This is a genomic window from Neobacillus notoginsengisoli (assembly GCF_003515685.1).
In the GTDB taxonomy this organism is placed as follows: Bacteria; Bacillota; Bacilli; order Bacillales; family Cytobacillaceae; genus Bacillus_D; species Bacillus_D notoginsengisoli.
This window is the reverse complement of sequence record NZ_QWEG01000013.1, coordinates 41,147-60,288: the sequence shown is the minus strand read 5'-3', so window position 1 is coordinate 60,288 and position 19,142 is coordinate 41,147. Positions and strand designations below refer to the sequence as shown.

General features: G+C 45.3%; 19 protein-coding genes, 1 pseudogene and 1 riboswitch. Of the genes and pseudogenes, 16 read left to right on the top strand and 4 right to left on the bottom strand.

The genetic code is table 11. The features are described 5' to 3' along the window. Window positions 1–57 precede the first annotated feature (57 nt). A riboswitch (FMN riboswitch) is annotated at window positions 58–204 on the top strand. 215 nt (window positions 205–419) lie between these two features. The 8 genes and pseudogenes from ribE (at window position 420) to D1B31_RS18835 (ending at window position 7,581) form a co-directional block, all read left to right on the top strand. Next, on the top strand, window positions 420–1,076 hold the full coding sequence (gene ribE, locus D1B31_RS18870) for a riboflavin synthase (protein WP_118923334.1): 657 nt from the start codon (window positions 420–422) through the stop codon (window positions 1,074–1,076). Window positions 1,077–1,088: 12 nt separating this feature from the next. Continuing rightward, a pseudogene (gene ribB, locus D1B31_RS18865) lies at window positions 1,089–1,706 on the top strand (3,4-dihydroxy-2-butanone-4-phosphate synthase); the annotation flags it as partial. Window positions 1,707–1,753: 47 nt separating this feature from the next. Continuing rightward, entirely contained in the window at window positions 1,754–2,224 is a 471-nt protein-coding gene (gene ribH / locus D1B31_RS18860; RefSeq protein ID WP_118923330.1) for a 6,7-dimethyl-8-ribityllumazine synthase, read from the top strand. 83 nt (window positions 2,225–2,307) lie between these two features. Next, window positions 2,308–3,063, top strand: coding sequence for a GTP cyclohydrolase II (locus D1B31_RS18855; protein WP_118923328.1), 756 nt, complete (start codon window positions 2,308–2,310; stop codon window positions 3,061–3,063). Continuing rightward, on the top strand, window positions 3,056–4,147 hold the full coding sequence (gene ribD, locus D1B31_RS18850; RefSeq protein WP_118923326.1) for a bifunctional diaminohydroxyphosphoribosylaminopyrimidine deaminase/5-amino-6-(5-phosphoribosylamino)uracil reductase RibD: 1,092 nt from the start codon (window positions 3,056–3,058) through the stop codon (window positions 4,145–4,147). The genes D1B31_RS18855 and ribD overlap by 8 nt, the downstream gene beginning before the upstream one ends. 167 nt (window positions 4,148–4,314) lie before the next feature. Next, a complete protein-coding gene (locus tag D1B31_RS18845) occupies window positions 4,315–5,247 on the top strand; it encodes an ABC transporter ATP-binding protein (RefSeq protein ID WP_118923324.1) in 933 nt (310 codons plus the stop codon). Between the two features lie 14 nt (window positions 5,248–5,261). Continuing rightward, on the top strand, window positions 5,262–6,458 hold the full coding sequence (locus D1B31_RS18840; protein ID WP_118923322.1) for an ABC transporter permease: 1,197 nt from the start codon (window positions 5,262–5,264) through the stop codon (window positions 6,456–6,458). Further along, window positions 6,451–7,581 carry an ABC transporter permease gene (locus D1B31_RS18835; protein WP_118923320.1) on the top strand — a complete coding sequence of 377 codons (1,131 nt, stop codon included), beginning with the start codon at window positions 6,451–6,453 and terminating at the stop codon, window positions 7,579–7,581. Before D1B31_RS18840 ends, D1B31_RS18835 begins: the two co-directional genes overlap by 8 nt. Before the next feature lie 92 nt (window positions 7,582–7,673). Here the strand turns inward: D1B31_RS18835 and D1B31_RS18830 are convergent, their stop codons facing one another. Beyond that, window positions 7,674–8,111, bottom strand: a complete 438-nt coding sequence (locus tag D1B31_RS18830) for a C40 family peptidase (protein WP_118923318.1) — start codon at window positions 8,109–8,111, stop codon at window positions 7,674–7,676. Window positions 8,112–8,536: 425 nt separating this feature from the next. On the opposite strand from D1B31_RS18830, the gene D1B31_RS18825 reads away from it, so the two are divergent. Together D1B31_RS18825 and D1B31_RS18820 are read left to right on the top strand one after the other, a co-directional pair. Beyond that, on the top strand, window positions 8,537–9,304 hold the full coding sequence (locus tag D1B31_RS18825) for an ABC transporter ATP-binding protein (protein ID WP_118923316.1): 768 nt from the start codon (window positions 8,537–8,539) through the stop codon (window positions 9,302–9,304). Next, on the top strand, window positions 9,261–11,207 hold the full coding sequence (locus D1B31_RS18820) for an ABC transporter permease (RefSeq protein ID WP_118923314.1): 1,947 nt from the start codon (window positions 9,261–9,263) through the stop codon (window positions 11,205–11,207). The genes D1B31_RS18825 and D1B31_RS18820 overlap by 44 nt, the downstream gene beginning before the upstream one ends. A 36-nt stretch (window positions 11,208–11,243) precedes the next feature. On the opposite strand, the gene D1B31_RS18815 is transcribed toward D1B31_RS18820, so the two are convergent. The 3 genes from D1B31_RS18815 to D1B31_RS18805 form a co-directional block, all read right to left on the bottom strand. After that, window positions 11,244–11,729, bottom strand: a complete 486-nt coding sequence (locus D1B31_RS18815; RefSeq protein ID WP_118923312.1) for a flavin reductase family protein — start codon at window positions 11,727–11,729, stop codon at window positions 11,244–11,246. A 152-nt stretch (window positions 11,730–11,881) separates the two neighbouring features. Then, window positions 11,882–12,883: a sensor histidine kinase gene (locus D1B31_RS18810; RefSeq protein WP_118923310.1), complete on the bottom strand. Its 1,002-nt coding sequence runs from the start codon at window positions 12,881–12,883 to the stop codon at window positions 11,882–11,884. Next, complete coding sequence (locus D1B31_RS18805) at window positions 12,880–13,554, bottom strand: response regulator transcription factor (protein ID WP_118923308.1); 675 nt, start codon at window positions 13,552–13,554, stop codon at window positions 12,880–12,882. The genes D1B31_RS18810 and D1B31_RS18805 overlap by 4 nt, the downstream gene beginning before the upstream one ends. Window positions 13,555–13,655: 101 nt before the next feature. Between D1B31_RS18805 and D1B31_RS18800 the strand changes: the two genes are divergently transcribed. The 6 genes from D1B31_RS18800 to D1B31_RS18775 all read left to right on the top strand — a co-directional run bounded on the left by D1B31_RS18800 (window position 13,656) and on the right by D1B31_RS18775 (window position 18,775). Then, on the top strand, window positions 13,656–14,324 hold the full coding sequence (locus D1B31_RS18800; protein WP_118923306.1) for an HAD family hydrolase: 669 nt from the start codon (window positions 13,656–13,658) through the stop codon (window positions 14,322–14,324). Between the two features lie 144 nt (window positions 14,325–14,468). Continuing rightward, window positions 14,469–15,005 carry a DinB family protein gene (locus tag D1B31_RS18795; RefSeq protein WP_118923304.1) on the top strand — a complete coding sequence of 179 codons (537 nt, stop codon included), beginning with the start codon at window positions 14,469–14,471 and terminating at the stop codon, window positions 15,003–15,005. Between the two features lie 211 nt (window positions 15,006–15,216). Beyond that, the gene (locus D1B31_RS18790; RefSeq protein ID WP_192894804.1) at window positions 15,217–16,464 is read left to right on the top strand and encodes a CYP152 family fatty-acid peroxygenase CypC; all 1,248 of its coding nucleotides are present in this window, start codon (window positions 15,217–15,219) and stop codon (window positions 16,462–16,464) included. After that, window positions 16,454–16,744: a hypothetical protein gene (locus tag D1B31_RS18785; protein WP_118923300.1), complete on the top strand. Its 291-nt coding sequence runs from the start codon at window positions 16,454–16,456 to the stop codon at window positions 16,742–16,744. Before D1B31_RS18790 ends, D1B31_RS18785 begins: the two co-directional genes overlap by 11 nt. A 103-nt stretch (window positions 16,745–16,847) precedes the next feature. Further along, complete coding sequence (locus D1B31_RS18780; protein ID WP_118923298.1) at window positions 16,848–17,849, top strand: LLM class flavin-dependent oxidoreductase; 1,002 nt, start codon at window positions 16,848–16,850, stop codon at window positions 17,847–17,849. 143 nt (window positions 17,850–17,992) lie between these two features. Next, a complete protein-coding gene (locus tag D1B31_RS18775; RefSeq protein WP_118923295.1) occupies window positions 17,993–18,775 on the top strand; it encodes a YwaF family protein in 783 nt (260 codons plus the stop codon). Window positions 18,776–19,142 lie beyond the last annotated feature (367 nt).

Genomic DNA, 19,142 nt, shown 5'->3' with positions numbered 1-19,142 from the left:
GAAGCAATTTCTATCTTTTTTTGACGGAAGAGAGTATACTTTAACTATTCTAATCGAATATTCCTTCGGGGCAGGGTGAAATTCCCTACCGGCGGTGATGAGGCAGCAGCCTCCAAGCCCGTGACCCGAGTGCCTATTTGGGCACCCGGTGGATCCGGTGAAATTCCGGGGCCGACAGTATAGTCTGGATGGGAGAAGGAAACAGCAGGATTTGAACATGGGATCAGTATGTCCTTTTGCCCTTTTTTGGGTAAAGTGGAAAGGTGCGATAAAAGCGCCGGCATACATCCTGGATTTCCAATCCTTTATTTGAGCATGCTTTTTTAGCCCCAAAGAGCTTATCTTTGGGGCTTTTTGCATGGACCATAACCCCTTTGGGATATCCTTAGATTGGATAAGCCACGATAAAGGAGACTGCAATGTTTACAGGAATCATAGAAGAAATTGGGACTGTCTCAGCTATAGCATCAACAAACATTTCAATTGTCCTTACGATTGATGCGAATAAAGTATTGGAGGATGTCAAACTCGGTGACAGTATTTCCGTTAACGGGGTCTGCCTGACGGTAACTTCATTCACCAAAAACCGCTTTACGGTTGATGTCATGCCTGAAACTGTGAAAGCAACAGACCTTCGCGATTTGAAGAAGGGTTCAAAAGTGAACCTGGAAAGGGCGATGGCGGCAGGTGGGAGATTCGGGGGCCATTTTGTAAGCGGCCATATCGATGGGACTGGAATGATTATTGGAAAAGAGCGGCTGGACAATGCGGTTTATTATGAAGTTGAAGCAAGCAGCAGCATCCTGGAATGTATTATTTTTAAAGGGTCTGTGGCGATTGATGGGACAAGCCTGACTGTATTTGAGGTGTCACCAAGCTCATTCAAAGTATCCCTCATTCCCCATACTCTTTCAGAAACAATCCTCTCAATGAAAGGCAGAGGGGATACCGTTAATATTGAGTGCGACATGCTTGGAAAATATGTGCGCCAATTCCTGAATCCAGACAGCAACAAGAAAACGGAAACAAAATCATCCATCACAACCCAATTTTTACAAGATAAAGGATTCATTTAAGGAGGGAGCACCATGTTTAGCGGAATTGAAGAGGCTTTTCAAGACTTAAAGGCGGGAAAAGTCATTATCGTCTGTGACGATGAAGGACGGGAAAATGAAGGGGACTTTGTCGCTCTGGCGGAAAAGGCCACTCCCGAGGTCATCAACTTTATGGCGACGCACGGAAGAGGGCTGATTTGTGTTCCACTTGAGGAAAAACTGGCGGAAAAATTGGATTTTCATCCGATGGTTTTGGATAATACGGATACCCATGGGACTGCTTTTACGGTAAGTGTCGACCATAAATTCACCACAACGGGAATTTCAGCGTTTGAACGGTCAGCAACGATTTTGAGCATTCTCGATTCCGGAGCGCGGCCTGACGATTTTAAAAGGCCCGGCCACATTTTCCCCCTTGTTGCAAAAAGTGGAGGAGTGGTTGAGCGGCCCGGCCACACAGAGGCGGCTGTGGATTTGGCAAAACTATGCGGAGCCAAGCCGGCAGGCGTCATTTGTGAGATTATGAACGAAGATGGCACGATGGCAAGGGTTCCTGAATTGAGGGAGGTTGCCCGACGCTTCGGCCTGAAGATGATTACGATAGAAGATTTAATTTCGTATATTAAAAATGAGGAACATCTGAGAGCAAGAGGGTAATTGCTGCAAAAGGTGTAAAACTATAGTTGGAGGAATGGATCATGAATAAAGTTTTTGAAGGAAATCTTATAGGCTCGGGATTGAAGATCGGCATTGTTGCTGGAAGGTTTAATGAATTTATTACCGATAAATTAGTGGGAGGGGCGCTTGACGCCCTTAAACGGCATGGAGTTGAACCGGCCGATGTTGATATCGCCTGGGTCCCGGGGGCTTTTGAAATCCCTCTGATTGCCCAAAAGCTTGCCAAATCGAATCAATATGATGCTGTTATTACGCTTGGTGCTGTCATTAGAGGTTCCACTCCCCATTTTGATTACGTCTGCAATGAAGCAGCCAAAGGCGTTGCAAATACAGCTCTGTCCACGGGGGTGCCTGTCATTTTCGGTGTGCTGACTGTGGATTCAATTGAACAAGCGATTGAACGCGCGGGTACGAAAGCCGGTAATAAAGGCTGGGAAGCAGCGGCCTCTGCAATTGAGATGGCCAACCTAATTCGTGATATCAAGGCTTGACCATGTCAGAATAAAAGGGGTTGCCAACCGGCAATTCCTTTTCGCACGATTAATTTTTATTCTGTTTAAAGGGGCTTTTTAGAATGAGTGAACTTATCTTGGATTCAAAAGTACTTGCTGTATTGGGAGACAAAATCCAACTAATCAAAACTGGTGAAAAGGCGATTTATTTGGTCGGCCCGATTCGGCTTCCCGTTAACCTATTTGGAGAAACAGTTGAATTTCAATGGTACTGCTGGCTAAATTGTGACGAGGTAACAGAAGACTTTCAACGTATCATCGATAAATTATCATCGGTTAACCTGGCTGAATTACAGCAATCAAGCGTATTGGTGTATGGGGATTTCCAATATGGAGACGAGGCCATTATCAGGATGCATTCCATTTGCCATACAGGGGATATTTTTGGAAGCAAACGGTGTGATTGCGGCTACCAATTGAAGCACTCGATGAAAATGATTGTGGAACACGGGACCGGAGCGCTCTTTTATCTGGCCAACCACGAGGGTAGGGGAATTGGCCTCTTCAGTAAAGCGATGGCTTACATCCTCCAGGAAAATGGTTACGATACGGTGGAAGCCAATGAAGCGCTGGGCTTTGTGGATGATTCCCGTAATTACGATGACGCCATTTCTGTGCTGAAAGCGTTGCGCTCAAAGCCTGTGACCTTGATGACGAATAACCCAAGAAAATTGGAAGCGTTGGAAAAATCGGGCCTTCCGGTATCGGGAAGGCAGCCTTTATGGGGGGATATTTCCGAATTTAATGAAAAATATTTAGAAACGAAAATTAACCGTTCGGGGCATTTAGGGGCAGAAGGGACATGTCCGAATGACTAACCAAGAGTTTTATATGAAATTGGCTCTCCAAAATGCGAGGGCACAAAAAGGGCAAACCGATCCAAACCCCCTTGTTGGTTCAGTTATTGTGAACGAAGGGCGAATTGTTGGAATAGGGGCGCATCTTAAAGCGGGTGAGCCCCATGCGGAAATCCATGCTTTAAGAATGGCAGGGGATAAGGCAATAGGGGGGACTATTTACGTCACTTTAGAGCCATGCTCCTATCACGGGGGAACTGGACCTTGTGCGGAAGCCATTGTCCAGGCGGGAATAAAAAATGCGGTCATCGCCACCCTTGATCCGAATCCGCTTGTATCAGGAAAAGGGATTGAAATTCTTGAAGAGGCTGGAATCAATGTTCAAATTGGTATTTGTGAAGAAGAATCCCGAAGAATGAACGAGGTATTCAATAAGTTCATCGTCACGAAAAGGCCTTTTGTCACAATGAAAGCCGGCTCTTCCCTCGACGGCAAGATTGCCACCCATACAATGGAGAGCAAGTGGATCACTTCTGACGAGTCCCGCCACGATGTCCACTTGCTGAGAAACGAATATATGGCTATTCTGGTTGGAATCAACACAGTCATTAGGGATAATCCTGCACTGACGGCAAGAATTCCAAACGGGCGGAATCCCGTTCGCGTCGTCCTGGACTCAAGTTTGAGAATTCCACTTGATTCAATAGTGGTAACGGATGGACTTGCAGAGACATGGATTTTCACTAGCCAGTCGGCTGACCGTGAAAAAGAAAATATGCTGCAATCTATGGGGATTGAGGTTTTTCGTACACAAGGGGAAAATAAGGTTGACCCTTCCGATGTACTTGAGATCCTCGGTGAGAGGGATATCTCTTCCCTGCTCCTTGAAGGGGGAGGAACGGTCCATGCAAGCTTCCTGGAGAGAGGGTTAGTCGATAAAGTCGTCCTCTATTTCGCCCCGAAGCTCATTGGCGGCCAGTCAGCACCAACGTTTTTAGAAGGAGCCGGAGCCGAAACGATGAAAGATGTCGTTGACCTCGTTGATACGGAGATCGTAAAAATCGGAAATGATTTTAAGTTTATCGGGTATCCAGTAATAAAATAAACTCTTAAAAGCGGGCGCATGCCTGCTTTTTTTACTTTTTTAAAAAGATGTAAGGGGTGATTCGAGGCAGTTGTGTAATGGTTAGGAATTTTGCAAAAAAAGCAAATAATTTTCACTTCAAAGTGATATAGTTAAATTGTCATAGATTAGGAAAGGAGGACAGGGAAATGGAACTATTGATCGTCGCGGGGCTAACAAAATCATTTAAGGATTTCAAAGCTGTGAAGGAGGTATCGTTTGACGTAAAAAAAGGCGAATCCTTCGGGTTGCTCGGGCCAAACGGGGCGGGAAAATCAACGACCATAAACATGCTGACAGGACTGTTTCCGCCAACATCCGGTTCAATACAGATTGCAGGAATTGACATGGTGAAGGAACCGAAAAAGGCTCAGGGGCTGATTGGAATCGTCCCACAGGAAATTGCGCTTTACCAGTCGATGAGCGCGAAGGAAAATCTGATTTTTTGGGGCAGGATGTACGGACTATCGGGAAACATGCTCGAACAGCGGGTTGCGGAAGCGCTTGAATTAATTGGGCTTGAGGACAGGGCGAAGGATAAAGTCGAAACCTTTTCGGGAGGCATGAAGCGGCGGGTCAATATTGGGGCTGCCATTTTGCACCGGCCAGAATTGCTGATTATGGATGAACCAACTGTCGGAATTGATCCGCAGTCAAGGACGCACATCCTTGAAACGGTCAAAAGGTTGAACGGTGAGGGCATAACGGTCATTTATACCAGCCATTACATGGAGGAAGTCGAGTTTTTGTGCGAGCGGATCGGCATTATGGACCATGGCCGGCTCATTGCCCTCGGGACAATACCAGAGCTGAGGGAAACAATTGGGGATAGGTCTCGGATGATTTTCGCCATCCCGGAAGGCTTTAGTGATTCCGCTGTTTTAAGCGGGATGATTCCCTCGGAGGATGTTCTTTTTGCAAGCCAAAAGCTCACTGTTTTCCATAAACAACCTCAGTCCATCCTGAGCAGCCTTGTTCAGAAAATCACAGAAACCGGCGCCCAGATTACAGGAGTGGAAATTGTCGAGCCGAATTTGGAAAGTGTCTTTTTGCATTTGACCGGAAGAAGCCTGCGCGACTAGGGGGGGGGAGAAAAATGAGTTTCTGGTGGCTTGCCTTAAAGGATACGCTGCTGATTGCGAAGGATAAAAAAGCTCTGCTGACCCTGATTTTAATGCCAATGCTTTTGATTGCCATTCTTGGCGCAGCTTTTGGCAACTTGATGGGTGACGGAGAAGTGAAAATTGACCAATTTGCCCTTGGGGTCGCTAATTTGGATGAAGGCGAACTTGGGGACACAATGACAGAGGAAGTTTTTGCAAAAGGGCTTTCGGAAATGGTTGAAGTGAGAAGGATGGATGAAGAAGAACTTTATCGCAGCTTGCGTGACCAGAAAATTGCTGTCGGATTGTTAATCAATCAGGATTTTTCAAGTAGAGTGATTGCCGGGAAGGAAACAGCGGTAAAGCTCGTTTCCATCCCATCTGCCCAGCTCCAGGCTACGATTACAGAAAATGTTGTGCAGCAGTTTGCCCGGGAAGCGGCCGTTCGAATGGAAGGGATGAAGCTTGCCATTACGGCAGCAGGCGGTGCTGGCTCCAAGGCGACAGCAACTCCAGCCACAGCTGGTGAGGCTTCATTCGGGAGGATTAAAGAACAAGCGGTTGGTGAGGAAGGAGTACCGGTCAGCTCGTTCCAGTATTACGCAGCCGGGATGGGTGTCATGTTCTTGCTGATGACGGTCACCATTGGCGTCAGTGCGATGATTGAGGAAAAAGAGCAGGAAGTTTATAAGCGTCTTCTTGTATCAAAATTAACCCATTTTGAGTACCTGACAGGAAAATTTTTAGGTCTACTGTTCCTCTCCCTTCTGCAATTACTGGCCATTATGCTCGGTACACACTTCCTGTTTTCGGTTGATTGGGGCAGCTCAATCTCAGGGGTTTTGCTGATTGGCGTGTCATTTGTCTTCAGCGCGAGTGCCCTTGGAGTGATGGCGGGCTCGTTTATAAAAACGGAGAAAGCCTTCAGTACAGCAGCGATGCTCGGCACACAAATCATGGCGGCTGTCGGTGGAAGCATGGTGCCGCTTTATGCTTTCCCGGACTGGATTAATCATCTTGTAAAAGTTTTTCCGAATGCCCTTGCCTTACAGTCGTTCCTGGAATTAATGTCAGGCGGAGGCGTGAAGGATGTATTGCCTGGTGCGGCTGCGCTTATTGGACTCGGAATCATCTTCCTTGCGATTGGCCTAAGCCGCCTCGCTGTCGAGAGGAGGACCATATATGCGTAAAACGGTTGCAATCTTATTGCTTCATCTCAAATCGAAGTTCAGGACTTCTTCCGTCTGGGTGCTGATGATTGTCATGCCGCTCGTGTTCAGCTTTATTTTTGGCGGAATGGCGGGGGACAAGGAAAGTAATAAGCCGCTGGTTTTGTATGCGGTTGGGTCTGGCGAGATTTCAGTCCGAGCAGCCGATTTGCTGACAGCGAACGATCAATATAACTGGAAGAAAGTGACGGCAGAAGAAGCGAAGAGTGAAGTGAAAGAACAGAAGGCAATCGCGGCTGTGATGATTGCTGACAGAATAGAAGATAAGATTGCCGCGGAGGAACCGCTGTTCGACGTTATTGTCCAGCGGGAAACGCAGGAGTACCTGGCGCTTTATCCACATCTTGAAGGGGCCGCGCGGACGATTGTGACAAGCCACTCCTTTACTTCGACAATCGATGGGAATGCTCTGCCGGTATTGCTTCAGAAGGTTTCAAACCATAAGGGAATCAAAGTTGAGAAGGAAATCATCCAAAAGAAAGGTAAGAAAGGGGAGAATGTATCAATCGGTTCCCTTGGGTTTACAATTATGTTCATGATGTTCGGTATTTCGGCTGCCGCGGCGACAATTCTTGAGGAAAGAGCCGGCGGCACGTGGGCGAGGCTGATGACGACGCCGGCATCAAGGTCGCAAATCATTTCCGGCTATATCCTATCTTATTTTTTAATGGGGTGGATCCAGCTTGGGGTCATGGCTTTGTCAATTAAACTGTTTTTTAATGGCAGCTTGGGAAACCCGCTTTACTTCATCCCGTTCGCATCTTTGGTCATCCTGACGGTTGTCGGCCTCGGGCTCATGATTGCCGGGCTAGTAAAAACAAAACAGCAGGCGGGAGCAATCAGTGCTGTCATCATCGTCAGCACTTGTATGCTTGGCGGTGTGTATTGGCCACTGGACGTTGTGCCTGATTTCATGAAACTCATTGCAAAATTCGTGCCGCAGAGCTGGATGATGTCTGGAGTCACGGAAATCGTCAGCGGAAGCATGAACGGATCAGTTATCCTGTCTTCGGTTTTCGTGCTAATCGGATTTTCCGTCCTCTTTTTCTTTGTTGGCCTTCGGAAATTGAAATATGAAACTTGAGGAAGACTTAAGCGGAAATCAACACCAAGATTAAAAGTACTTTTGCCAAAAAAAAGAGAGCCTGTCCGGCTCTCTTTCACGTTTTTATTCAATTAAATACGCTTTGCTCCAACATAACGCGGCTTCCAATACGAGTTACTGAGGTATGCGATTGACACGCCCTTGGAAGAAGCGGAGTGGATGAACTTTCCGTTGCCTATGTAGATCCCTACATGTGTCGGCTTTGCAGATGCGTAAGTTTTATAGAATACAAGATCACCTGGCTGAAGGCTGTAAACACGCTTGCCTTTGCCCCACATTTCACCAGCTGTTCGCGGAAGGACTTTCCCCGCCTTGCCATAAGAATATTTCACAAGTCCGGAACAATCGAATCCGGCCGGGGTGATTCCTCCCCATTTATATTTAACACCCATATTGGCTTTTGCGACAGAAATAGCTTTCGTATGGTAGGATGCAGCTTCACTCATGCCCGGTAGGATTGTTGTCAGCATCGTTGTCATTAGAAGGACGGCGAGAAATTTCTTCAACATAGTTGTTTACCCCCTGGTGTGATTTGCTAAACATACTATAAACGATTCTATTTAACAGAGTCATCACAGGTAGATTACAAGTCTATTACAGTGCGAATAAAAAATTCTGAAAATTACGGTCGGTTTTTGATGAGCCATCGGGAAACCAGGACCATTTTTTTGCAAAAACATGGCTGGGTAAGGGGTTATAGCCATATACATAGGAGTTACATGAAATTGAAAACCTCTCATTCTGCTTGAAAACTATCAGGTTATAAGGCAAAAATATTTGGCGGAAAAATGAACAATTATGAAAGAGGTTAAAAAAGAGTTGTATTTCTTACAAAAATGTAAGATTGTCAGGAGCAAATGTAAGGAAAAGTTATGGTTGGTCCTGCAGAAGTTTTATAAAATTTAAGTAACAAAAAAATAAAAGAGGGATCAGTATGGAATTGGTTTTAGAGGCAGTTGGCATTAATAAATCATTTGGAAGCAGAGGAAATGTGTTTCCGGCACTCCACAACATTGACTTTCGAATTGAAAAAGGTGAATTCACTGCGGTAATGGGGCCTTCAGGTGCGGGAAAAACAACACTATTAAATATTTTATCGACAATTGATGACCCGACCTCCGGAACAATCCGAATCAATGGCATGACAGTACAGGGATTTAAAGAGGAGGAACTTAGCAGGTTCAGGCAGGAACAGCTTGGATTTATTTTTCAGGATTACAATCTGCTTGATACATTAACAATTGAAGAAAATATTTCACTTCCTTTGGCTTTGGCTAATATACCGCCAGTTGACATTAATCATAAAACTGGAAGTATCGCAAGGGCGTTTGGGATTGAAACGATCCTTACGAAGTATCCTTATGAGGTATCCGGCGGCCAGCAGCAGCGAGCATCTGCTGCAAGAGCACTGGTGACGAATCCTAGTATTGTTTTTGCTGATGAGCCCACAGGTGCGCTTGATTCCAAATCAGCCCATACATTGTTACAAACTCTAGAAGGAATCAATAAACAACAAGGGTCAACCATTTTGATGGTCACGCACGATCCAACGGCAGCCAGTTTTTGCAATCGAGTCGTCTTTATTAAGGACGGCACATTTTTCACTGAACTGCGAAAAGGCGGACAGACTCGAAAGCAATTTTTTCAGCAGGTTGTGAATGTTCTGGCTGCTCTTGGGGGTGGACAGATTGACGCTGATTGAGTTGACGAAAAGAAATATTCGAAAAAACAGCAGAGCCTATCTCGTGTATTTTTACCCGATGGTTTTCAGTGTGATGATCTATTTCACGTTTGTGTCCCTGCAATACAACAGGGAAATTGTTGATGGTGCAAAGACCCTTGGTAAAATTGGTCCGGCTTTCATGGCAGCCTCTGTTTTTCTAATGGTTTTTTCTGCTCTATTTATCTTTTATTCAAACAGTTTTTTCATGAAAAAGAGAAAGAAGGAAATCGCGCTCTATTCGTTATTTGGGATGACGAAAGGAAAAGCGGGCAGAATGCTTTTTTATGAGAACGCGCTTGTCGGGGCGGGAGCGCTTCTCGTCGGGATAGGACTTGGCGCTATTCTTTCAAAGCTGTTTGCAATGGTGTTGGTCAAATTAATGGGGATGAAAGTCGTTGCAGGATTTTCTCTATCGCCGGCAGCGGCTATTCAGACTGTCCTTGTTTTCTTTCTCATCATCGCGGTAACTTCGGGGTATAATGCAAGAATGATTTATACATCCACTTTACAGGAGCTTTTTCGGGCGGAAAAGAAAGCTGAGCAGAAGCCTCAGGCATCCACAATCATGTCTTTTGTTTCAATCCTGATGATCGGGGGTGGATATTGGATCATTCTTCAGTCAGCCTCATCAAGCCTTTGGTCGAGTTTTGCATGGCAAAAACTGCTTGGTTCTATTGTTCTTCTCATTATAGGAACGTATTTGTTCATCAGAGCTTTTCTCATTTTTTTGCTAAGATTCATTGCGAGAAAAGAAAAGTTTTTTTATAAAGGCTCGAATATGCTGAGTCTGACAAACCTCCTGTACAGAATAAAAGGGAATATGATGGTGTTAGCCGTTTTGTCGCTCTTAACAACATTTGCTCTTTTTCTAATGGGGACAACATGGAGTTTTTACGCAAATTTAAATCAAGTTTCGGAACAGAATTTTCCGCACAGCTTTCTCTACACCATTCCTAATAAAGAGGCGGAAAAGGAGATTAAGAGCCTTTTTGCCAAGAGGAAAGATATCCGGTACGGGATGAAGCTCGAAACCGTAAAACTGGCAGCAGGTCCTGATTTTCTAGAAAAATTCCCGCCTGATTACCCAGTCCTCCTCATCCCGGAATCATCATTTAAAAAGCTTGCTGGAAACATGGGGAAAAAAGACGTTGAGTTTACTGAAGGGGAGGCTGTTTCATTTTATGACGGCACACTGAATCGCTCGCATGATCCTTATACAGGCAAAAGCCTACAACTTCCGGGTGGGGAAACTGTTACAGTCGGTTCATACGAGCCGTATTCTCTGCTCAATCAAATTATTTTTGCCTTTCCTTTAGTGGTCAAAGATTCTGTATATGAGAAGGCAAAACAGGCTGGCGGACAGGTTGAAAACTTGCAAATTTACAAGCTTGGCAGAGAAAAAGAGACAAAAAAGCTGAACGATTCAATTGAAGAGGTCCTCTTTAGTCATACAGAAAAAGAGGTTGATGTGATTTGGTCCAGCTTTTACAAGCAATACGAACAGGGGATGGAAACGTATGGCATTCTCATTTTTATTAGTGGCTTCCTCGGGCTTGTTTTCCTTACCGCTACCGGCAGTGTTCTCTATTACCGGATGCTTTCCGAAGCGGAGGCTGATAAACCAAGGTATCAAATTTTGAAAAAAATTGGCTTGAGCAGCAAGGAAATGAAAAGGACGATTCGCTTCCAAACAATGTTTGTTTTTTCCGTTCCACTCGTCATTGCCATTTTACACAGCTCGGTCCTTATGACTGCACTGGCAAGGTTTGCAGGAATTGCTATGTCTGGCGCGTTCGCTCTCGTGCTTGGCATGTATATGCTCTTGTTTTTTGGGTATTTCTATTACACTTCAACACGGTTTTACAAACTCGTATATGAATGATAAAAGGGATGGCTGGCCATCCCTTTTTTATATTGATTAGGAATAAAACTCCCTGGGAATTTTTCCAAACGTACGTTTATGGTAGAGTAGTGGTTCTTTATGATTGCTTTCAATGTCAATGACTTTGCCGATCAGGATTGTATGGTCGCCTGCATCGACCGTTTTAAAGGTGTGACACTGAAAAACTCCAGCTGTTCCACCTAGGACCGGCAAGCTATGCTTTGAGAGATTCCATTCGCAATTCGCGAAACGGTCGGTGCCCTTCATTGCAAACAGGCTGCATACATCGCCCTGGTCTGCCGCAAGGATATTAACAGCAAATTTGTCCGTTGCTGTGAAGAGATCATGCGAGGAAACTCGCTTGTCAATCGACCAGAGAATCAAAAGCGGTTCAAGCGAAACCGATGCAAACGAATTGACTGTCAGGCCGACTGGTGTGTTGGTTTCGTCAACTGTGGTTACAACGGTAACGCCAGTAGGATAATTTCCCATAACTTCTTTAAATTTTGAAACATTGTCCATCGAAAACACCTCTTGATTGTAAATTAATATTTCCATATTGATCAAACACAAGCTAATTAATATTACTATATAATACCTGTTAGTAAAATTATTAGAGTTGTCTCAAAAGGTTCTTTTTGGGAAACCCTTTTGCAATATAAGGAACTTCAGTATCATTTAGCTCCCATATGAAAGGCATCGCCGTGATCGGGAAAGTGAATGCAAGCCTCTGTATAAGAGCCTTTTTCCGAATGGATTTTTATTCGGTGACCGAGCTTATCAGCGATTTTTTTGGCCAGGTAAAGTCCCATCCCGGTGGAAGAATGCAGTTTTCGCCCATTTTTTCCGGTAAAGCCTTTTTCGAAAATTCTCGGAAGGTCTTCAGGCGAAATGCCTATTCCGTTGTCTGAGATGACGATTGTTTTGTTTTTGCTCCTTACCGTAATCCTTAATTCCCCGCCAGCGCCGGTATATTTCAGGGAGTTGCCGAGAAGTTGATTCAGTATGAACTGCAGGGCCTTTTTATCGGTCAGGCAGATGAACGATTCAAGGTGAACGACAGGCCTGATTTTTTTTGCAAAAAAAGTCTTTGAATGGGCTTTGAGTAATTCCTTCACAAGAGAATCTATTTCTAATTCCTGAATCAGATAATCATTGTTGAATTCATTCAGCCTTGAAAAATAAAGGGCCTGTTCTGCAAAATGTTCAATTCTGTCCATTTCTTCCTCAAGACTTTTGCTTCCATCACCGGTTTCAAACAGCATTCTGCTTACAGCAATGGGTGTTTTAATTTCATGAAACCAGGAAGTCATATATTCCATCCATTCCTTCTTTTCGAGGTCGCTCTTATGTATTTTATCAAGATAGGACGCATGATGCCTGGCAAGAAGGTTCATGTATCGTTTTTCTTCATTGCTAAACCTGACACCTCTAAAATCAATCGGTTGTCCGAGCTCAAGCTTATCTGCACTTTTAAAAAATGCATTTTTCCTCCTGAAATCAAGAATAAAATAACCTGCCATAATGAGGATGGCGATGGAATCAATGTAGAGAAGGCTGCTCATATGGATTTTCAATGCTGGATCGGAAAGAACGACAATATTCATAAAGGCCATAATCAGCATGAAACAACCAATCAACGCCTTTTGGTCCGAAAAATAGCCACGGAAGTTCATTGAAGTATGTACCCCTGGCCTTTTCTAGTGTGAATGACTTCCTTGCGGCCGATGCTTTCAAGCTTTTTACGAAGCCTGTTCATATTGACCGTCAATGTATTATCGTCGATGAAATTTTCGTCTTCCCACAGCACCCGCATAATGGCATCTCTTGTGGCAATTTGTCCCGGCTTTTTCATGAGTATTGATAAAATGAGGAATTCATTTTTTGTTAAGATGGCTTCCTTCTCTCCAAAAGAAATGGTGGCTTTATCAACATTAAGCTTTAGGCCATTATAGTGGGGGAAGGCGGTTTCTGGAGATAGGGACGTTTTTGACCTTCGCAAAATGGCCTTCAGCTTCGCAGTTAGCACTTCGAGCGAAAAAGGCTTCTGGATGTAGTCGTCACCGCCAACATTCATCGCCATGACGATATCCATGTTTTCTGTCCTCGAAGAAATAAACACAATTGGAGCAGCAGTGACTTCACGTATTTTTTGGCACCAGTAAAAGCCATCAAAAGAAGGGAGATTGATATCCAGTAAAATGATGTCAGGCTTCCAATCAGCCGCCACTTGATCAATTTCTTCAAATGATTCAATGGCCAAAACTGAAAAATTCCACTTTTCAAGATATGTGGCAATCAGGTGCCTTAATTTATGTTCGTCTTCAATGACCAGTACTTTTTCCACGTGCCCGCCTCCTTCGAGAATTGAATGTAAATATAGTATAGTTAAATTTGGAAAGTTTTAATAGAGTGTCCAAGAAAGTAGATTGAAAGGGAGGAGATTGGATGATTAAAGGAATCGTCTTTGACTTTGACGGCCTGATTGTTGACACAGAATCGCTTTGGTTTGAGGCGTATCAAGAAATAATGAAGGAGTTTCGCTGCGACTTAACTCTTGAAGAGTTTTCAAAAGTGATTGGAACAACAGATGAACAGTTAAACGAGTTTTTTGAGCTGACAACCGGAATGACGGTGGATGAAGCGGGTCTCCATGTAAAAACGAGGGACTTTTACCATCAAAGGGCAGGCAGCCTTGAACTGAGGGAAGGAGTCCGGGAATTTCTCGATGAAGCGAGGGAACTTAATTTGAAAATCGGACTGGCCTCGAGCTCCGGCAGGGACTGGGTGGAGTCGTATTTAAAGAAATTCGAAATTCTTGAGTATTTCGAAACAATTAAAACGAAAGAGGATGTCGAAAAGGTCAAGCCCGACCCGGCTTTATACGTCAAGGCCCTCGCCGCCTTGGGCATCAGGCCAGAAGAGACAATCGCCTTTGAAGACTCACTGAACGGATCCGCAGCCGCCATAGCCGCCGGCATGCACTGCGTCATCGTCCCTAATCCCGTCACAAACCACCTGCCATTTGAAAACTACCGCCTAAAACTCATATCCATGGCCGAAAAAAGCCTCGCCCAAGTCATAAAAGAAGTCGAGGCAGCCTCATCCACATGTTGAACACAATTTTATGTTTGCACATGCCGTGAATAAAGGTATAGAAGAGGGAACCTGCCGAATTGGCTGGTTCCCTCTTCATAATACTGGCAATTAATTATTTGATGATGATATTGTAATTGTAAGAAGACGAAGGGAGTGGTTGGAATGTATAAACGGCCGGCTCAAGGAGAGTATGCTGCTTATTATGAGCCATATGTTGACCTGGTACCTGAGGGGGATATCGTTCAATTGCTTGAACGGCAGGCTGAGGAAACGAGGATTCTCTTAAAAGGCCTGTCCGAAGCACAAACCTTATTCAGATATGGGGAGAAAAAGTGGAGCATAAAAGAAGTTTTGGGGCATATGGCTGACACGGAACGAGTCATGGTTTACCGCCTTCTAGTCATTGCCCGCGGGGACACCGTACAGCTGCCAGGTTTTGAGGAGAATGCCTATGTTCTGACGGCGGATTTTGATCGTATTCCGCTTGTGGATTTGCTCGCAAATTTTGTGGCCGTCCGTCTAGCAACCATCCAGCTTGTAAAAACGCTGCCAGAGGATGCGTGGACGCGTGAAGGCATAGCGAATGATCAGAGGGTTTCCGTCCGGGCAATCATTGCCATCATCGCCGGCCACGAACTTCATCACCGGAAAATCTTGATGGAAAGGTACCTCGGTTCGAATGGGTTTCCTACTGAATAACTTAGTATGGCAGGGAGTTTTCTTCCCTGTCTTTTTTTCAGTGCGAGAATTTTACACCGATTCTCTTTGTTTCGGGCCGAATTTTTGCAAAAGAAGGCAGTTGGGCTGGGGAAGTTTGGACCTGCCAATTTTCTTCCCAGTTTATAAACCGTCCGGATAGGCAAATATGTTATCGACAGTCACGTTTATTTTTGCCAAAGGAGAGATCGACTTGAACGGTGAAGTCCCAAAAGACCAAAGTCTTGATAATAGCCTTGCTTTAATGCAGGAGGGGTATGAATTTATCCGGAACCGCTGCAGGAAGTATGGCGCCGATTTGTTTGAAGCTCGGCTGCTCGGCCAGAAGGTTGTTTGCATGACGGGCGAAGAAGCGGCGCGAATCTTTTATGATAACGAAAAGTTCCAGCGCAAGGGAGCTGCACCAAAACGGGTGCAGAAGACGCTGTTCGGCGTGAATGCGATTCAAACAAAGGATGGCGCCGTCCATCACTGCAGGAAAATGCTGTTCATGTCACTCTTGTCGCCGGAAGGGGTGAATCAGCTGAAAAGCCTTGCCGAGGTGCATTTCCAGGAAGCTGTTTCCAGATGGAAGAAGATGGAGCGAGTCGTGCTGTTTGACGAGGCAGAAGTGATTCTTTGCAAAATTGCCTGCGAATGGGCCGGCGTCCCCTTAACGGAAGAAGAGGCGAAAGAACGGGCGGAGGATTTCAGCGCGATGGTCGATGCGTTCGGCGCAGTCGGACCGAGGCACTGGAAAGGGAGAAGGGCGAGGACCAGCGCCGAAGAATGGATAACCGGAGTAATTGAAAAAGTCCGGACCAGTGAACTGGACACACGGCAAGGTTCAGCGCTTCATTCGTGGGCTGTCCACCGGGATCCGGATGGCGAACCGCTCGATGCGAACATGGCTGCGATCGAGTTAATCAACGTCCTTAGGCCGATTGTCGCGATTGCCACATTCATCACTTTCAGTGCGCTTGCTTTGCATGAACATCCGGAATGCCGGGAAAAACTCCGGACAGAAGGAGATGAATACAAGGAATGGTTCGCAGAGGAAGTTCGGCGCTATTACCCATTCGGGCCATTCGTCGGCGCGAGGGTAAAACAACCTTTCACCTGGCAAAATTACAATTTTGCAGAAGGCCAGCTCGTCTTGCTTGACATGTACGGAACGAACCATGACTACAGGCTGTGGGAATTTCCTGAACAATTCCATCCCGAACGCTTCCGGGACTGGGACGGCAACCTGTTCAAATTCATCCCGCAAGGAGGAGGCGACCCCGCCAAAGGCCACCGCTGTCCAGGTGAAGGCGTCACCGTCGAAGTCATGAAAGTGTGCATCGACCTCCTCGCCAACAAAATCACCTACGAAGTACCAGAAGACCAAGACCTAACCTACAGCCTTACCCGTATGCCAACCCGCCCCCAAAGCGGCTTCATCCTCACTAATGTTGAGTGAAGCAGGGGACGGTTCCACTGCATCATTCGGGTTACGAAAGAAGCAGGGGGACGGTTCTATTGCTTCATTCTATTTGCCAAGCAGCAGCCAGTATTTCAATTTGTCGAGCCATGTTTTAGCGGGGACCAATACATTGAAAAACAAAAGGAGCACGGTCCACGAGTGGGATCGTGCTCCTGGCTTTTACCAAAATGAAAACAACGGAAAAATTCAGCAACTTCATGACCACTCTACTGTATTCAGCCTCATTCCTAGACCTTATCTTGGAACTTCCCTCTAAACACCTATTACTAGCATTTTAAGAATCAGGCAAATTAATCGGGTTTCTGTTGATGATTGGTTACAATAAAGGCGAAGCTTCATAAGAGAAAGGAGACAATATTTTGTCTAATTTAAATATACCTGTGTCTGTCCTGAACCTCGCTCCAATCCGCCATGGAGAAGGCCCGAAGGAAGCTATAGACGCAATGGTTGAACTGGCGCAGGCGACTGAAAGGATGGGCTATACCCGATATTGGATCGCGGAACATCATAACACACCGAATTTAGTCAGTTCCGCGACTTCAATTTTAATCAAACATACTCTAGAACATACCGAGAAAATCCGTGTCGGTTCTGGAGGAATTATGCTCCCAAACCATTCACCATTGGTTGTTGCGGAGCAGTTCGGAACAATGGCAACGATATATGGGGACCGCCTGGACCTTGGCCTTGGCCGTGCTCCAGGTACGGATATGCTTACAGCTAGTGCCCTCAGGCGTTCAAAACATGAAACTGTTTATACATTTCCTGAGGATGTTAAAAGCCTACTAACTTATTTCGGTCCTCCCCAAGAACAGGGCTATGTAAAGGCCTACCCGGGAGCTGGGACCAATATCCCAATTTACATTTTAGGCTCATCAACGGATTCCGCGTATTTGGCTGCAAGCCTCGGCCTTCCTTATGCTTTTGCTTCCCATTTTGCCCCGCGCCACATGGCGGAAGCAATTCAAATTTACCGAAATCGGTTCCAGCCATCGGCGTACCTTGATAAACCGTATATGATGGTATGCCTAAATGTAATTGCGGCCGAAAGCGATGAAGAGGCTGAGCGCGAGTTAACAACATTGCAGCAATTTTTCTTGAATGTGGTACGCGGGGCGCAAAGCCCGCTTCAGCCTCCTGTCGATGATATGGATGCAATCTGGAATGCACAAGAGAAGGAAATGGCTCTGTCTATGACAAGTGTCTCACTTGTAGGAGCAAAAGAGTCCATCCGCAATCAACTGCAGCAATTTCAAAATAAATATAATGTCGATGAGTTGATGGCTGTAACCTATATGTACGATAGGGGGAAGCAAATCAGATCCTATGAAATTTTGAAAGAAGTCGTGGACGGGAGATAAACGGGCTTTATAGCAAACACAGAAAGCACAGATTAAAAAAGAAATTCTTCTCCCTAGTAAGCTGGTGAAATGCTAGAATATGAAATAATAAAAGTTTAGTGGAAATAGAAGAAAGCCGATTGATAGGTAAAGGAGACTGAAAAATGGACTGGTTTGGCGGCAGCTCCGACAGCTATAAATTTACGATGTTTTCGACAACGCATATCATCGTACTTGTGACTCTCATTGCAGCATCCTACGCGATGTTCTTGCTGCGGAATCGTTTCCCGGAAACACGCCAGCGCAAACTGGAGGTTGGTTTCGCGTTTTCACTTATTGTAATGGAATCACTTTACCATGTATGGATGGTGGCGAACGGCTTCTGGCGGTCGTTCGATTCATTGCCTGCCGGGCTTTGCAGCATCAGTTTGATTCTTGCTATCATCCTGCTTTTGACAGGAAAGAAAGTTGTGTATGACATCTTGTTGTATACCGGGTTGCTTGGGGCGACCCAGGCGCTCGCAACGCCGTACCTGTTTTACGATTTTCCGCACTTCCGGTTTATCCACTTTTTCTATACGCATATGATGATGGTCCTTGTGCCGCTTTATTTCACTTGGGTCAAGGGCTACCGGCCGACAATCAGGTCGGTCTTCCGGCTAATCATCTTCCTGAATCTGCTCATGCCGGTTGTCATGCTGATCAACAAACTCACAGGCGGCAATTATATGTATCTTAGCCACAAACCCGAGACCGCCAGCCTCCTCGATGTCCTTGGTCCATATCCATGGTACATCCTGTCACTCGAAGGCCTGCTCGTCTCACTTAGCCTTTTACTCTGGCTGATCTTCCGTCAAAAAGGAAACAAAGCGACGGTGCACGCTTCGAAGAGAAATGAGGCAGGGGACGGTTCCAGTGCCTCAAAGCTGGAAAAAGTGAAAACATAATAAATCGAAAGTACTATTCATTCCATCGGCCGTTCCTAGAGGGACGGTTTTTTCCTTTTTATTTGAGATTATGGTTGCATGTGAAGTTGTACCGAGAAAAAACAACTGAAAGAGATTGAAAAATCGAGTTTAGAAGAGAAAATCACTGTGATATTAGATGGAAATCGCCCCAATTAATAGCAAACTCATCTTTATCAAAAAAATTCCGGACGATATCGGAGTCTGTCACACGTTTATCAATAAATTTTTCGTTTTATCGAAAACTTTTCTTGCTTTATCAGAGTCTGTCACATTTCCGACACATCTAACCACTTAGGGTTTCCACCTTCCTCACGTTTAATAAATTGTTCACATTGCAATACTCAAC

Bases quoted from the DNA above. Each gene is read 5' to 3' on its own strand.
- D1B31_RS18815 (WP_118923312.1), bottom strand. From the start codon at position 11,729: ATGGACAATGTTTCAAAATTTAAAGAAGTTATGGGAAATTATCCTACT.
- D1B31_RS18775 (WP_118923295.1), top strand. From the start codon at position 17,993: ATGGACTGGTTTGGCGGCAGCTCCGACAGCTATAAATTTACGATGTTT.
- D1B31_RS18855 (WP_118923328.1), top strand. From the start codon at position 2,308: ATGAGTGAACTTATCTTGGATTCAAAAGTACTTGCTGTATTGGGAGAC.
- ribH (WP_118923330.1), top strand. From the start codon at position 1,754: ATGAATAAAGTTTTTGAAGGAAATCTTATAGGCTCGGGATTGAAGATC.
- ribE (WP_118923334.1), top strand. From the start codon at position 420: ATGTTTACAGGAATCATAGAAGAAATTGGGACTGTCTCAGCTATAGCA.
- D1B31_RS18810 (WP_118923310.1), bottom strand. From the start codon at position 12,883: ATGAACTTCCGTGGCTATTTTTCGGACCAAAAGGCGTTGATTGGTTGT.
- D1B31_RS18845 (WP_118923324.1), top strand. From the start codon at position 4,315: ATGGAACTATTGATCGTCGCGGGGCTAACAAAATCATTTAAGGATTTC.
- D1B31_RS18785 (WP_118923300.1), top strand. From the start codon at position 16,454: ATGTTGAGTGAAGCAGGGGACGGTTCCACTGCATCATTCGGGTTACGA.
- D1B31_RS18795 (WP_118923304.1), top strand. From the start codon at position 14,469: ATGTATAAACGGCCGGCTCAAGGAGAGTATGCTGCTTATTATGAGCCA.
- D1B31_RS18840 (WP_118923322.1), top strand. From the start codon at position 5,262: ATGAGTTTCTGGTGGCTTGCCTTAAAGGATACGCTGCTGATTGCGAAG.
- ribD (WP_118923326.1), top strand. From the start codon at position 3,056: ATGACTAACCAAGAGTTTTATATGAAATTGGCTCTCCAAAATGCGAGG.
- D1B31_RS18820 (WP_118923314.1), top strand. From the start codon at position 9,261: ATGTTCTGGCTGCTCTTGGGGGTGGACAGATTGACGCTGATTGAGTTG.
- D1B31_RS18825 (WP_118923316.1), top strand. From the start codon at position 8,537: ATGGAATTGGTTTTAGAGGCAGTTGGCATTAATAAATCATTTGGAAGC.
- D1B31_RS18835 (WP_118923320.1), top strand. From the start codon at position 6,451: ATGCGTAAAACGGTTGCAATCTTATTGCTTCATCTCAAATCGAAGTTC.
- D1B31_RS18800 (WP_118923306.1), top strand. From the start codon at position 13,656: ATGATTAAAGGAATCGTCTTTGACTTTGACGGCCTGATTGTTGACACA.
- D1B31_RS18830 (WP_118923318.1), bottom strand. From the start codon at position 8,111: ATGTTGAAGAAATTTCTCGCCGTCCTTCTAATGACAACGATGCTGACA.